This is a genomic window from Pseudomonas sp. EMN2, from assembly GCF_009650555.1.
Lineage (GTDB): Bacteria > Pseudomonadota > Gammaproteobacteria > Pseudomonadales > Pseudomonadaceae > Aquipseudomonas > Aquipseudomonas sichuanensis.
The window spans coordinates 1-13,081 of the sequence record NZ_VZZR01000004.1 but is presented as its reverse complement, the minus strand read 5'-3'; the positions used below and the strand labels follow the sequence as shown (position 1 = coordinate 13,081).

The 13,081-nt window shown below is 62.6% G+C and carries 10 protein-coding genes and 2 pseudogenes; 9 read left to right on the top strand and 3 right to left on the bottom strand.

What is annotated here, in order from left to right:
• Positions 1-576: 576 nt before the first annotated feature.
• The 4 genes from F6X61_RS00875 (at position 577) to F6X61_RS00860 (ending at position 5,590) form a co-directional block, all read left to right on the top strand.
• Positions 577-1,113 carry a sigma-70 family RNA polymerase sigma factor gene (locus F6X61_RS00875; RefSeq protein ID WP_153784967.1) on the top strand — a complete coding sequence of 179 codons (537 nt, stop codon included), beginning with the start codon at positions 577-579 and terminating at the stop codon, positions 1,111-1,113.
• Positions 1,110-2,075 (top strand): FecR domain-containing protein, encoded by a 966-nt coding sequence (locus tag F6X61_RS00870; protein WP_153784966.1) that lies wholly within the window; start codon positions 1,110-1,112, stop codon positions 2,073-2,075. Before F6X61_RS00875 ends, F6X61_RS00870 begins: the two co-directional genes overlap by 4 nt.
• Positions 2,076-2,164: 89 nt before the next feature.
• The gene (locus F6X61_RS00865; protein WP_153784965.1) at positions 2,165-4,600 is read left to right on the top strand and encodes a TonB-dependent receptor; all 2,436 of its coding nucleotides are present in this window, start codon (positions 2,165-2,167) and stop codon (positions 4,598-4,600) included.
• A gap of 759 nt (positions 4,601-5,359) precedes the next feature.
• On the top strand, positions 5,360-5,590 hold the full coding sequence (locus F6X61_RS00860) for a hypothetical protein (protein ID WP_153784964.1): 231 nt from the start codon (positions 5,360-5,362) through the stop codon (positions 5,588-5,590).
• A gap of 61 nt (positions 5,591-5,651) precedes the next feature.
• Here F6X61_RS00860 and F6X61_RS00855 read toward each other — a convergent pair whose 3' ends face one another.
• Positions 5,652-6,245, bottom strand: a complete 594-nt coding sequence (locus tag F6X61_RS00855) for a hypothetical protein (RefSeq protein WP_153784963.1) — start codon at positions 6,243-6,245, stop codon at positions 5,652-5,654.
• A 202-nt stretch (positions 6,246-6,447) separates the two neighbouring features.
• Here F6X61_RS00855 and F6X61_RS00850 point away from each other — a divergent pair, with 202 nt between their 5' ends.
• The 3 genes from F6X61_RS00850 to F6X61_RS00840 all read left to right on the top strand — a co-directional run bounded on the left by F6X61_RS00850 (position 6,448) and on the right by F6X61_RS00840 (position 8,832).
• Positions 6,448-7,515: an ImmA/IrrE family metallo-endopeptidase gene (locus F6X61_RS00850; RefSeq protein WP_153784962.1), complete on the top strand. Its 1,068-nt coding sequence runs from the start codon at positions 6,448-6,450 to the stop codon at positions 7,513-7,515.
• A complete protein-coding gene (locus F6X61_RS00845; RefSeq protein ID WP_153784961.1) occupies positions 7,496-7,981 on the top strand; it encodes a PIN domain-containing protein in 486 nt (161 codons plus the stop codon). The genes F6X61_RS00850 and F6X61_RS00845 overlap by 20 nt, the downstream gene beginning before the upstream one ends.
• Positions 7,982-8,058: 77 nt before the next feature.
• A complete protein-coding gene (locus F6X61_RS00840) occupies positions 8,059-8,832 on the top strand; it encodes a carbon-nitrogen hydrolase family protein (protein WP_153784960.1) in 774 nt (257 codons plus the stop codon).
• Between the two features lie 202 nt (positions 8,833-9,034).
• Here the strand turns inward: F6X61_RS00840 and F6X61_RS00835 are convergent, their stop codons facing one another.
• Positions 9,035-10,522 carry a methylenetetrahydrofolate reductase C-terminal domain-containing protein gene (locus tag F6X61_RS00835; protein ID WP_153784959.1) on the bottom strand — a complete coding sequence of 496 codons (1,488 nt, stop codon included), beginning with the start codon at positions 10,520-10,522 and terminating at the stop codon, positions 9,035-9,037.
• 314 nt (positions 10,523-10,836) lie between these two features.
• On the opposite strand from F6X61_RS00835, the pseudogene F6X61_RS00830 reads away from it, so the two are divergent.
• Positions 10,837-11,916 (top strand): annotated as a pseudogene (locus tag F6X61_RS00830) (5-methyltetrahydropteroyltriglutamate--homocysteine S-methyltransferase); the annotation flags it as partial.
• A gap of 61 nt (positions 11,917-11,977) precedes the next feature.
• Positions 11,978-12,502 (top strand): histidine phosphatase family protein, encoded by a 525-nt coding sequence (locus F6X61_RS00825; protein ID WP_153784958.1) that lies wholly within the window; start codon positions 11,978-11,980, stop codon positions 12,500-12,502.
• Positions 12,503-12,652: 150 nt separating this feature from the next.
• Here F6X61_RS00825 and F6X61_RS26875 read toward each other — a convergent pair.
• Positions 12,653-13,081, bottom strand: a pseudogene (locus F6X61_RS26875) (arsenic resistance protein); the annotation flags it as partial.

Here is a 13,081-nt window from a genome sequence, read left to right as displayed (position 1 = left end):
TCGGCACCACCATCCAATCCCTCGCAGGGCTGCAAGCAGAGGAGCCTAAAAATACCCGATTCGATTCCACATAAAGCCATAACTATCTGAATTATTTATAGATACGCTATGAGGTACATCAAAAATTCCACCAAACTCCAGCGCCGCGGAAACCGGGCCCTCACGGCCAACAACCGTCCGTCTGTATCCGCACCAGAGACCAGTTTCCAGAAGTCTATGACTGTCTACGAAACGCCCAACAAAGCCCGCCTAGTGCGGGCTTTGCTGTTTCTGTCTGTCTCGTTGATGGGTAGCAAGCCAACAAATTGAACACTTCATCAGGCTGGAGGCGATTCCCCAGACTTTTGACCCAACACCCATGTGAGGATAAATTTTTACAGAGTCACCGCATACCATCGTGGGAACGGGCTTGCCCTCGAAGAATACAACGCGGTGTACGGCGCTGGCCTAGCCTGTGAACCCTCCTGAAAAATGCAAGACAAACACCCGGTCCGCAGCCCTTCGCCCCAATTGCCCACGGCCATTCATCCAAGCTACCATTGCTAATAATTCCTATTAGCATAATGGCGTCCCCCCATGAATGCCCCTCCCAGTGCTCCAGCCCCGGGTTTCGAACTGGAGGCACTCTACCGTGCCCACCACGGCTGGATCCGCCAGTGGCTACAGCGCAAGCTCGGTAATGCCCATGATGCAGCGGAGCTGGCGCAGGATGTGTTCGTGCGGTTGCTGACCAAACCCCACGCCTTCAATGACCACGAGCATGCCCGTGCGTACCTGGGGCGCATGTCGCGCAATGCCTGTATGGATTTCTGGCGGCGGCGACGGGTGGAACAGGCCTACCTGGAAGTGCTGGCAGCCCAGCCAGAGCATCTGGTGCCATCGCTGGAGCATCAGGCCGTCATCCTCGAAACGCTGGGGCAATTGCAGGCGATGTTCGAACGCATGCCCAAGCGGGTGGCCGAGGCGTTTTTCATGGCGCAGCTGCATGGCATGAAGCAACGCGAGATCGCCGAGCAACTGGGCGTGAGCGAGCGTAGCGTGAACACCTACCTGGCCCAGGCGATGTACCAGTGCTTGCTGCTGGAAGTGCAGTTGGATGACGCGCTGACATGAGCAGGGCACAACTGGACCATGCCGTGCTGCAAGCGGCTGCCGGATGGTTTGCGCGGCTGTACGCAGCGCAGCATGACCCCGCTGCCAACGCGCAATGGCGTGCCTGGCTGAACGAAGATGCGCGCCACCGCCTGGCCTGGTCCTATGTAGAAAACATCAACCAGCGTTTCGGTACCCTCGACGGCCAAACAGAGCAGGCGCGACAGGTGTTCGACAGCGTCCGCCGAGGCCAGCAATCGCGCCGTGCCGTGCTTGGCAGCCTCTGCGTGGCGGGTGCAGCAGGGCTGTTGGGGTGGGGCGGCTGGCAGCGAGGTTGGGTGGACTCGCCACGGGCCTGGTTTGCCACCTACCGCACCGGCTTGGGCGAGGTGCGGCCGCTCACCTTGGCCGATGGCAGCCAGCTGTGGCTGAACGGCGAAACAGCGCTGGATGTGCAGTTTGATGAGGGCGTGCGGCAGCTGCGCCTGTATCACGGTGAAATCCTGATTCAAACCGGCAAAGACCCTCGGCCCCTGGCCGTGGCGACGCGGGCAGGCCGCATGCAACCGCTTGGCACGCGCTTCAGCGTGCGGGATCAGGGCTTGCAAACGACCTTGAGCGTGTTCGAGGGCGCCGTGCAGGCAACCTGTTCCAACAGTGGTTTGCAAACCACACTGGGCGCCGGGCAAATGCTGGTGTTCGATGCGCAGCAGGCCAGCACATCCACGGCTGCACAAGCCTTGCGCCAGGACTGGAGCCGTGGAGTGCTGGTTGCAGAAGACATGCCGTTGGGCCAGGTGATCGACGTTCTGCGCGACTACCGCCATGGCCACCTGGGCATCGACCCTTCGCTGAACAGCTTGCGCGCGGTAGGTACCTTCCCGTTGCTGGACACGGACCGAACCCTGGCAATGCTTGAGCGTGCGTTGCCCATTCGGGTAGTGCGCACCTTGCCTTGGTGGGTCTCCGTCGAGGCGAACTGAAATAAGACAAAATTCTTTTTCTGGTTTTGAGGTGCTCATGCGCTTGGTGGGATGACGCTACTTCATCCTACTTCCGCAAGGACCCCTTCATGCTGCTTCGCGACTCTGCTTCCTCGCGCCGTCACCCGCTGGCGCTGGCCATCTTCCTTGCCCTTGGCTGCCACACTGCTACCGCCCAGGCCGACAGCAACGGCGCAGCGGCACAAGGGGTGGTGTATGACATTCCGGCCGGGCCGCTGGCGCGGCAACTGAACCTGCTGGCTAGCCAGGCCGGGTTGTTGATTGGCGGTGATGCTACGCTCACCGCCAACAAGCAGAGTCAGGCGGTGCGCGCTACCAGCGTGGAGCAGGCGCTTGCGCAGATACTGGCAGGCACTGGTGTGCAAGCGGTGCGCACCGGCGAGCGGGAATTCCAGTTGGTGCGTCAGGCCGAGGACTCAGCGGGTGTAGTGACCCTGGGCAGCACCACCATCTCCGGTCAGGGCCTGGGCGATGTGACAGAGGGCACGGGGGCTTACGCCACGGGCCGTTCGTCCACCGCCACAAAGCTACCCATGAGCCTGCGCGAAACGCCGCAGTCGGTCACCGTGGTCACCCGCCAACGCATGGATGACCAGAACATGCAAAACCTCGATGACGTGATGCGCAATGCCACTGGCGTCACCATCATCAAGAACGGCGGCGAGCGCTCGCTGTACCAGGCCCGCGGGCAGACAGTCGAAAACCTGCAGATTGATGGCGTGCCGACCAACATCGGCAACCCGTACTCGATGGACACCATCTCCAAGCCCAACACCGACATCTACGACCGCGTGGAAGTGGTGCGCGGCGCCACCGGGCTGATGGAAGGCGCGGGTAACCCGTCGGCGTCCATCAACCTGATTCGCAAGCGGCCCACGGCCGAGCGCCAGGCGTTGATCGAGACGTCGGTCGGCTCGTGGGACGATTACAAGACCATGGTCGACCTGTCTGCGCCGCTGAACGAAGCAGGTACCCTGCGCGGCCGTTCGGTCATTACCTACAACAATGCCAACAGCTACCTGGACACGGCCCAGAAGGAAAACCAGCTGTTCTACGGCATTCTCGAAGCCGACCTGGATGAGTCGACCCTGGCCACCTTCGGTTTCACCTACCAGAAGGACCGCAACTCGGGCTATGACTGGTCGGGCCTGCCCAGCCAGGAGAGCGGCGCGTTCTACCCCATTTCGCGTTCTACCTCGCTGACCGGCGACTGGAACCACCTGGACAAGCGCAATACCACCGTGTTTGCCGATATCCAGCACACCTTCGCCAACGGCTGGAAGGGTGTGGTGGCGGTGAACCAGATGTGGGCCAAGTCGGACTTCCTGGGCAACTACACCTTCCCAGGTGGTGGCACCGACCTGTTCACCCTCAACCCGCGTCATTTTCACTTCGATGACACCCAGACCAGCATCGACGGCTACTTCACCGGCCCGTTCCAGCTGCTGGGCCGCCAGCATGAGCTGATTGTTGGCGGCAACTGGAACAAGGACGACTTCGACTATCACGGCGGGCGCGATGCCACATACCGCTACATCGTCGACATGAACAACCTGGCCGCGTTCGACCCGCCCAGCCCGACCGCCCTCAACGTCAACCAGTGGCAATACAACCGCACCCAGGAGCAGAAGGGCGTGTATGCGGCCAGCCGGTTCAGCCTTACCGACAGCACCACGCTCATCCTCGGCAGCCGCTGGAGCTGGTACAGCCACGATGCGCTGGACGACACCAATGGCGTGCGTGAGCCCAAAGACCATAAGCACTTCTCCAAGAGTGGCGAAGTCACCCCCTATGCCGGCCTGGTGCAGGACCTGAACGAAAACTGGTCGGCCTACGCCAGCTACACTGAAATCTTCAAGCCGCAGAGTTCGCAGGACCCAGATGGCAACACGCTCCTGCCGATGACCGGCACCAACTACGAAATCGGTTTGAAGGGCGAGTTCCTGGACAAGCGCCTGCAAACCTCCATTGCGCTGTTCCAGGCCGACCAGTCAGGCCGTGCCGAACGGGTGACCTGTGCGCAGACCTTTGCCTGTTACCGTGCATCCGACAAGGTGCGCAACAAAGGCATCGAGCTGGAGCTGACCGGTGAGGTGCTGCCGGACTGGAACGTGTCGGCGGGGTACACCTATACCCAGTCCAAATACATCGGTGGTGAGCAGAAAGGCGAAGACTTCAACGGCGCCTCGCCCCGCCACCTGTTCAAGGTTGCGACCGACTACCGCCTGCCGGGCGCGCTCAATCAGCTGCGTGTGGGTGGCAGCTTCTATGCACAAAGCAAGATGACCCAGACCGAAGTCGGCGAAGACTACAAGATCCAGCAGGACGCCTACCACCTGACCAACCTGCATGCGATCTACGAGATCAACAAGAACCTCGAAGTGCAGTACAACCTGGATAACGTGTTCAACAAGAAGTATTACCAGACCTTGGGCAACCCCAACTACTGGAACTTCTATGGCGAGCCGCGCAATTTCAACCTGGCGCTGCGGGCAAGGTTCTAACTGGCTGATGCGCCGGCAAACTTATTGGCGGCGTTTTGTGGGGGCGGGTCCACTCGCGAAACATTCACCGTGGTGGATGGCACCGGCGTAGCCGGTGTTCGCGGCTGAAGGCGCGCCTACGAAAGGCAGCTACAGGTCCATGCTATGTAGCTAACCTGTACGCATCTGCCGTGACATGGCTGCTGTACGCAGGAGACCATCTGGTCTGCCGGGTTCCAAGTTCCCGGTTCGCCAACCTGCGTACAGCGGCCACCCATTGTTTGGCGACAGTGCGTGGTGGTTTCAACTTAACTTGGAGTCTCTCATACCTGTGGTGTAGGTAATTTCACGCGACATCCCTTGCCTTTTCCCAGGCATCCTGAGCTTGCATAAGCAGCCCTCAAGGAATAAATTCCCTCCGTCGCGGCCAATTCCGCGACCGGGTTTGGCGACCCGACCGATAAAGGCGCAACGGCGCCCCGACCACGATTGCAGGCGCTTTTTTTGTGCCCGCAGTTTCGTGTAATGGCGGCTGTGCGTGGGAGACCTTCGGGTCTGCCGGGTTCCTTTTCCTCGGTTCGCCAACCTGCGTACAGCTGCCACCCTATTCGTTTGGCGACGATGGTGTGGTGCTTCAATCGAAAAGGACCTCATGCATGCTCATCGCAAATCTGTACAGGATCCTCGCATCCGCTCTCCGCCGCCCAACCCCCGCGGCCACCCCATCCCCAACCTTCTACTTGATCGACAGCCAGTCCCTCGCCAACCGTGAGGTGCCCCATGACTGACCACGAACGCCTGTCCACCATCCAAAGCTACGCCTGGACCCTCGAACTGCTAGGCGAAGCCCTGGTCCAGCACGACGAAATGCTGGAGTGCGAACACAACCCGCAACTGAGCTTCCGCAACACGGCGGGCATCCACCAGGCAATCCGGATCATCAGCCGGCTGGCCAGCGAGCAGGTCGGCAAGCTGGAGGCGATGAGAGTAGAGGGGGATATAAACGCCTGACGCTATGCGCCACAGGGGCCGCTTTGCGGCCCTCTCGCGTGGCCTCTATCGGCCGGTCCCATCAAAACCACCCACCCCGCGAAAGCTCCTGCTCACAGCTCCGATACTGCGCCCCAAACACCTCCGCCCGCGCCTGAACCTTCTGCGAAACGTTCATCAACCACGGCTTGGCGTCAAAGCTGCGGTTGCGGTACCCGCCCCAGCCTTCGTGGTAATTCAGGTACTGGCCATAGGCGTCCCACTTGGACACGCCATTCACCCGCTGGCTCTTCTGCATGTACCAGCCCATGAAGTCGAGGGCGTCGGCGAAGTCGTCGCGGGCGGCACCCCAGCCGCCGGCTTCGCGCTTGTAGTCGGCCCAGGTCTCGTCCTTGGCCTGGGCGTAGCCGTAGGCGGTGCTGACCCGGCCCCAGGGGATGATGCCGAGGAAGTAATAGCGCGGCGGCAGGGCGTCGTGCTTGAACGAGGATTCCTGGTACATCATCGCCATCGGCACCTGCACCGGCGCACCCCAGCGGGCCTGCATCTTCAGCGCCGCCTCGTGCCATTTCGGCTTCTCGCGGAAGATCTCGCAGAGGTTTTCGGGGTTGGCGGGCGGCTTGGTGGCACAGCCGGCAAGCGCCAGGAGCAGGGCTGGCATCGAGAGCCGAAGCATGGAGAGGGTTCCTTTTTGCAGACGTCGGGAGCGCAGGTCGCGGGCGCTTTATACAGGCTTTGCAGGTGCATATGAATCAGCGGCCGATTGCGCGATCCCAGGCTGCGGCCAGCACGGCCGTCGCCAATGCCTCGACGGTCAGGCTTGTCGGGTTTATATTTCTCTAATATTTACTATTTTCGTAAACCGAGGGAGACAGCCGATGATCGGCGAGCGGCTCAAACGTGCCCGCGCTGCTGCTGGCCTGTCGATGCAGGCGCTGGGCGATCAGGTGGGCGTGAGCGCCAACATGATCAAAAAGTACGAACATGACCAGAGCATGCCCAGCTCCGGCGTGCTCGTGCGTTTGTGCAAGGCGCTGTCGGTGCGCGCCGAGTATTTCTTCCGCCCGGCCAAGGTCGAGCTGGCGGAGGTCGAGTACCGCAAGCGTTGCAACACCCCAAAGGCAGTCCTGAAGCGCATCGAGGCTGATGTGCTGGATCAGGCGGAGCGTTGGCAAGAGCTGATCAACCTGTGGCCGGCCTATCCCGTGCAGCCGTTCAGCGTGCCAGCGGGCCTGCCTGATGAGGTTGCCTCGCTGCAGGCGGTCGACAGCCTGGCCGATCAGGTGCGGCAACTGTGGGGCCTCGGTTCAAGTCCCATTCCAGACTTGATCGACGTGCTGGAGACCCACGGGATTCTGGTGATCATCACCCAGGTCGATGCACAGGCGAAATTCGACGGTTTGCAGGCTAGTGTGGCGGGGCAGCCGGTCATTGTGGTGTCGGCGGACTGGCCGGGCGATCGTCAGCGCTTCACCCTGGCCCACGAACTTGGCCACCTGCTGATGCACGGTCGGTTGGCCGAAGCGCTGAATGAGGAAAAGGCCTGTAACCGTTTTGCCTCGGCATTGCTGGTGCCCGCCAGCGCCATGCGGCAGCATCTGGGCGATACCCGCCACATGCTGGAGGTTCGCGAGTTGTACCTGCTCAAGGCTGAATATGGCCTCAGCATGCAGGGTTGCCTGTATCGCGCTGGGGACCTGGAGATCATCCCGCACGCCGTCCGCGAGCGGTTGTTCCTGGTGTTCGCCAAACAGGGCTGGCGCAAGCAGGAGCCTGGTGCGGCGTACCGGCCAGAAACCACGCGGCTGTTCCAGCAACTGGTCTACCGCGCGCTGGGGGAGGGGATTCTCGGCGAGTCCAAGGCGGCGGAGCTGCTGGGCATGACGGTCTACCAGTTCCACCAGGCGCGCAAACTGGAGTTACTGGATGCAGCTGCTCATCAGTGATGCCAACATCCTGATCGACCTTGAAGAGGGCGAGCTACTCGCCCAACTCTTCACGCTGCCTTACCAGTTCACAGTGCCGGACATCCTCTATTTCGATGAGCTCGAAGCGCAGCATGCGCATCTGTTGCGCATGGGGCTTGAGCTGGCTGAGCTGAGCCCATCCACCCTGCTGTATGCCATGGAGCTGATAGGACGAGTCAGGGGGCCTGGCCGCTACGACTGCTTCGCGTTGGCGCTGGCAAGGCAGGAAAAGTGTCCGCTGTTATCCGGGGACGAAGCGCTGCGCAAAGCGGCCGTGCAGGAAGCTGTCGAGGTGAAAGGCACACTCTGGGTAGTTGAGGAGCTTGTTCGAAACAATGTCATTACTGTCGATCAGGCCCATGAGGCTTATCGTCGGATGCGGGCAAATGCACGACGGCTGCCTTGGTCGATTGCCCATCAGCGGCTGAATGATTTTTATCGTTAGAGGCGGGTTTACGAGGCAGGGGTTGTCTTCTGGATAACGCTTGCGCAGAGTCTGCCTACCTTGTCAGGAGACGCCCCATGCAGGAAGCCATTTTCGCCGCAGCCCAATGCGCCATACGCGATGGCGATGTCACCGCCAACCTGGCCTTGCACCTGGCGTTCATGCGCCAAGCCCATGAGCACGGCGTAACGCTGCTGCTCTTCCCCGAGCTGTCCCTCACCGGCTACGCACTCAAGACGGCCAGTGCCCTGGCCCAGCATCTGGACACGCCACTGCTGGCACCGCTACGCCGGTTCGCCCAAGAGGCGGGCATGACCGCAGTGGTCGGCATGCCGCTCAGGGTGCCGTGCCAGGACAAGCCTCGCATCGCAGCGTGCATCCTCCACCCGAATGGCTCGATTACTGCCTATACCAAGCAACATCTGCATACCGGCGAGGACGTGTTCTTCGGCGCGGGGAGCGGGGGCGAGTTGCTGTCTGTCGCCGGTGTGTCCGTGGCCTTGTCGGTGTGCGCCGATTTCACCCACCCCGAGCATGCCGCCCATGCGGCACAGCGCGGCGCGCAGGTGTATGCGACCGGCGTGCTCATTGGCGAAACGGGTTATCCAGCGGATAGCGCCTTGTTGCAAAGTTATGCACAGCAGCATGCCATGGCGGTGCTCATGGCCAACCACGGCGGCAGTACTGGAGGCTGGGCTGCGGCTGGGCGTAGCGCGTTCTGGGATGATCAGGGGCGGTGTGTCGCGGCTGCTTCAGGTGCTGGCAATCGGCTGTTGCTCGCTTCAAGGCGGGGAGGGGAGTGGACGGGGCGCGAGATCCCTACGGCGCTGGATGCCGCTGAGTTGGCCTGAAGCTAGGGCGATCCTGTTAAGTGTTTTTTTGAGCTGTAAGTGCCGATGGTTTACAGCTAAAAAACAGGTTTACAGGTACGTATCGTGTGCTGATATCGATCCGGGTTCAGCGGCTTGAGTCATTCGCTCAATCGCTCGACCGCCTTGCGTCTGTACAGTGAGCCAATGCTGCCTGCAAGTAAGGGGCTGGCGCAAAGGCCCGTTATTCGTTGAACTCTGGAGTCGTATCGGGTCGCAAGGAGTGCGTTTGCAAAGCATCAGCCTCGAACCAAACCGGCCACGAACTGCGCTGCCGGTTCTCCACCTGCACACAAGGGATCAACCGCTCACGCAACACCTCGGCCCGCCCCACACCCACCGCCAGCCGGTACTTGGCGCTGTGCACGCACTCCCGGTCGCCAAACTCGCAGCGGTCCAGGCTGGTCCCGCCGCAAGGCCCGTTCGCCAGCCCTTTGGGGCAGGTCTCGGGGCAGATGTACAGCGTGTCCTCCAGCCGGCAACTGCCGCAGGTATCGCAGCCCACCATCGGGCGTTTGATGCGCCGTTCCAGCTGATGCAGCCATTGCGCTGCCGCCGGGTTGCGCCATAGCGGCCGGGTCACGGCCCAGCCGAAGGCTTTGCTCAACGGCGTGGTGCGGCTGAACAGTTGGTGGTGCATCGCTGCCAGCAGGTGGTAGCGGGCCTTCTCTTTTGTCGATGCGCTGATCTGCCGTTGCCCGAGGCGCCAGGCATGCCCGGGCGGGTGGAAGGTGACTGCGGGCAAGCCAGGCTCCTGCCAGGCCGCATGCCAGGCGGGCGTCCAATCCTGGAGCGTCGTGAACAGCGGTTGCAGTTCACTGATGGCCTGCTCCAGCGCTTCGAACTGGGCGACATCATGGATGCCAGACAGGTGCACGCCGGCATAGCCCATCAACTTCAGGCCAATCACTTGCAAGGCCAGGCGCTGGTTGGCGCGGTCCTTGGCGTACTGCCTGGACACCGCGGTTTCTGCCGCCAGCAAGGCGCGCATCGACGGCGTAACGGTCACCCCGGCGACGTGCTCGAGCATGCCGGCGCGGCCTTCGGTCAGCGCCATGATGCAGGCCATCAGCGGTTTCGGCCGGGGCTGGCGCTGCATCCAGTCGTAGGCTTCCTGGTGTTTCTCGATGTCGAAACCCAGCTGCAGGATGAACAGGTCAGCCCCTGCGGCCAGTTTTTTCTCGGCCTTGAAATACTGCGCGCCGCCCTCGGCTTCCTGGTACTTGAACGGGTTGAGCGCGGCAGCCAGCAGCCAGTGCGGCCGGACCTGGCGCACGATCTGCAACGCGGCGACGGATTCGAGGTAGCGCACCGGGCGTTCGCCCGGGTTGTGGCCGGGCAGGCGGTCGCCGGTCAGCACCAGCAACTGGTCGAGGCCGGCGACGTCCATGCGTTGCAATTGGGCGAGCAGGTCGCGGCGTTCGCGGTCTTTGCCAGAGAAGTGCAGCAGGGCGGGGACGGGTTCGGCCAGGCTGGCGAAGGCGTCCAGCGGCGACATGTCCAGGGCACTGCCGACGCGGTCGCCGATGGCCACGGTCAGCGGCCAGCCGCACAACTGGGTGCGGGCCATGAGGGTGTCCAGCGTGGCGAAACGCTCGGCGGAGGGCTTGGGGACGAACTCGAGGATGCAGGCGAAGGCTTTGGCGTCCAGGGTCGTTTTCAGCAGGCTCATGGTGGCTACCGGGTTTGGGCAGGATGGCAGTGTGAAGCAGATTGGTGCGTGGGGCATGTCTGGTTGCGCGGGGGAGTGTGTTGATTGAGACATTCGCGGTTGATCCCGATGGCCTCATCGCCGGCAAGCCGGCTCCCACAGGGGCCTGGCCGACCCTGTGGGAGCTGGCTTGCCAGCGATAGGGCCATCATGGTCGGGCGTGGCACAGGATCATGAGCAAATCTTGATTTCATCTCAAATTTTATGAGTTTGTCTCACTTCTTCAGCCCCAGCAGAATGCCCTCATTCAATTTCAAGCATCTAGGAACACGAACATGGCACTGGCACACAACCTGGGTTTCCCCTGCATCGGCCGCGACCCTGAGCTGAAGCAAGCCCAGGCGGCGTTCTGCAAGGGCGAGCTGGACGAGGCCGGTCTGCGTGCCGTGGGCCGTGGCCTGCGCGCCGCGCATTGGCAGGCTCAGCAGGCCGCCGGTATCGAGCTGCTGCCGGTCGGCGACTTTGCCTGGCATGACCAGGTGCTGACCCACTCGCTGGCCTTCGGCGTGATCCCCGACCGCTTCAAGGCCAAGGACGGTGCCAAGCCGACGCTGCAAACTCTGTTCGCCGTAGCCCAAGACGCCGGGGCCCAGGGCGTGACCCAGTGGTTTGACACCAACCAGCACTACCTGGCCCCCGAATTCACCGCCGACCAGCAATTCGCCCTGAACTGGGAGCAGTTGTTCGAGGAAGTTGAAGAAGCCAAGGCTCTGGGCCACGCGGTCAAGCCAGTAGTGATCGGCCCGCTGACCTACCTGTGGCTGGGCAAGGCCAAGGGCGACCAATTCGACAAGCTGGACCTGCTCGACCGTCTGCTGCCGCTGTACGACCAGGTCTTGAACCGCCTGGCGGCACAGGGTGTGGAATGGGTGCAGATCGACGAGCCGATCCTTGCCCTGGAGCTGCCGCAGGATTGGAAGAACGCCTACGAGCGCACCTACAACATCCTCCAGCGCGCCCCGCTGAAAAAGCTGATCGCCACCTACTTCGGCGGCCTGGACGCCAACCTCGGCCTGGCCGCCAACCTGCCGGTCGATGGCCTGCACGTCGACCTGGTGCGCGCCCCGGACCAGCTCCAGACTCTCCTCGACCGCCTGCCGACATACAAGGTGCTGTCGTTGGGCGTGGTCGACGGTCACCAAGCTGGGCATTGCGACCTGGAGCAGGCGCTGGATGTACTGCGCCATGCCCACGAGCGCCTGGGTGATCGGCTGTGGGTCGCGCCGTCGTGTTCGCTGCTGCAACGCGATGATGAACTGAACAGCGGGCTGGCCTTGGCGGTGCAGAAGTGCCAGGCAGTAGCCGTGCTGGCCAAAGCCCTTGAGCAGCCCGAAGCCACCCGGCTGTACGCTGCGTAGCAGCACCGCGATCATTCAGGCAACATCGCACGTTCCATTGCGACCAGAACGGCGTGCCATGAAGCCCATCCACCTGACCTTGATCTGCCACGCCCGCACCGAAGCGCAGCGGGTGGGGCGCTTTGCCCTGGATGACGAGCCGCTGCGCGACGCACCTGGGCCGCTGGGTGAGTTATCCACAACAGCCCGATACGTGAGTGCCCCCGAGCTACGCGCCCGGCAGACTGCCGAGGGGCTGGCCGCGACAGTCGATGAAGGCTTGCGCGACTGCGACCTGGGTAGCTGGAAGGGCATGCCGCTCAAGCAATTGGACGAGCAGGCGCTGCAGTTGTGGCTCAGCGACCCGCAGGTGGCACCCCATGGTGGCGAATCGATCGCCGCGCTGTGCCAGCGGGTGGCCCAGTGGATGGACAGTGCCCTGGCCGAGGGTGAGTGGATTGCGATCACCCATCCCTTTGTGATCCGTGCTGCGATGCTGCATGCGCTGGGGGCGCCGTTGGCGTCTTTTCAGCGCATTGATGTACCACCCTTGGCCCGAGTGCGCTTCAGTCATTACGGGCAGTGGCGGCTGCGGCTGGTCTGACAAGTCTTCAAGGGTCACCATTGCCGGGGCCGCTTCGCGCCCCTATCGCCGGCAAGCCGGCTCCCACATTCATCCTTGTGGGAGCTGGCTTGCCAGCGAAAGGGGCGCAAAGCGGCCCCAGCGAGCTCGAATTGAACAAAGTTGTTGCCCCTACCGCCGCACCAACGCCGGCAGCACGCGGATATAAACCAGCTCACTGACCAACTCCACCAGCGTCTGGGTAATCACCGCCGCCGCCGCCAGCGCGCGGATCGGTTCCGGCAACGCCAACGCCAACGGCAACACCACCAGCGAATTGCGCGTCGCTGCACTGAAGGTCACCGCCCGCGCCTCGCCTGTGGATAACCGCAGCAGTCGCGCCGCCGCCCACCCAAGCAGCGGTGCCAGCAAGGCGAAGCCGACATACACCGGCAACACCGGCAGCAACTCATCCAGTCGCTCCACCACCACGCCAATCTGCGACCCGATCACCGCGATCAGCACCAACGCCATGGCCGGCACCGGCAGCCAGGCCCAGGCGTCGTTCCAGCGCGCAATCAGCGGCGAGCGCCGGGCCCCGGTGCTGGTGGCCACGGCCAG

Coding starts and splice junctions, on each gene's coding strand:
- F6X61_RS00865 (WP_153784965.1), top strand. CDS start 2,165: ATGCTGCTTCGCGACTCTGCTTCCTCGCGCCGTCACCCGCTGGCGCTG.
- F6X61_RS00860 (WP_153784964.1), top strand. CDS start 5,360: ATGACTGACCACGAACGCCTGTCCACCATCCAAAGCTACGCCTGGACC.
- F6X61_RS00840 (WP_153784960.1), top strand. CDS start 8,059: ATGCAGGAAGCCATTTTCGCCGCAGCCCAATGCGCCATACGCGATGGC.
- F6X61_RS00835 (WP_153784959.1), bottom strand. CDS start 10,522: ATGAGCCTGCTGAAAACGACCCTGGACGCCAAAGCCTTCGCCTGCATC.
- F6X61_RS00855 (WP_153784963.1), bottom strand. CDS start 6,245: ATGCTTCGGCTCTCGATGCCAGCCCTGCTCCTGGCGCTTGCCGGCTGT.
- F6X61_RS00875 (WP_153784967.1), top strand. CDS start 577: ATGAATGCCCCTCCCAGTGCTCCAGCCCCGGGTTTCGAACTGGAGGCA.
- F6X61_RS00850 (WP_153784962.1), top strand. CDS start 6,448: ATGATCGGCGAGCGGCTCAAACGTGCCCGCGCTGCTGCTGGCCTGTCG.
- F6X61_RS00825 (WP_153784958.1), top strand. CDS start 11,978: ATGAAGCCCATCCACCTGACCTTGATCTGCCACGCCCGCACCGAAGCG.
- F6X61_RS00870 (WP_153784966.1), top strand. CDS start 1,110: ATGAGCAGGGCACAACTGGACCATGCCGTGCTGCAAGCGGCTGCCGGA.
- F6X61_RS00845 (WP_153784961.1), top strand. CDS start 7,496: ATGCAGCTGCTCATCAGTGATGCCAACATCCTGATCGACCTTGAAGAG.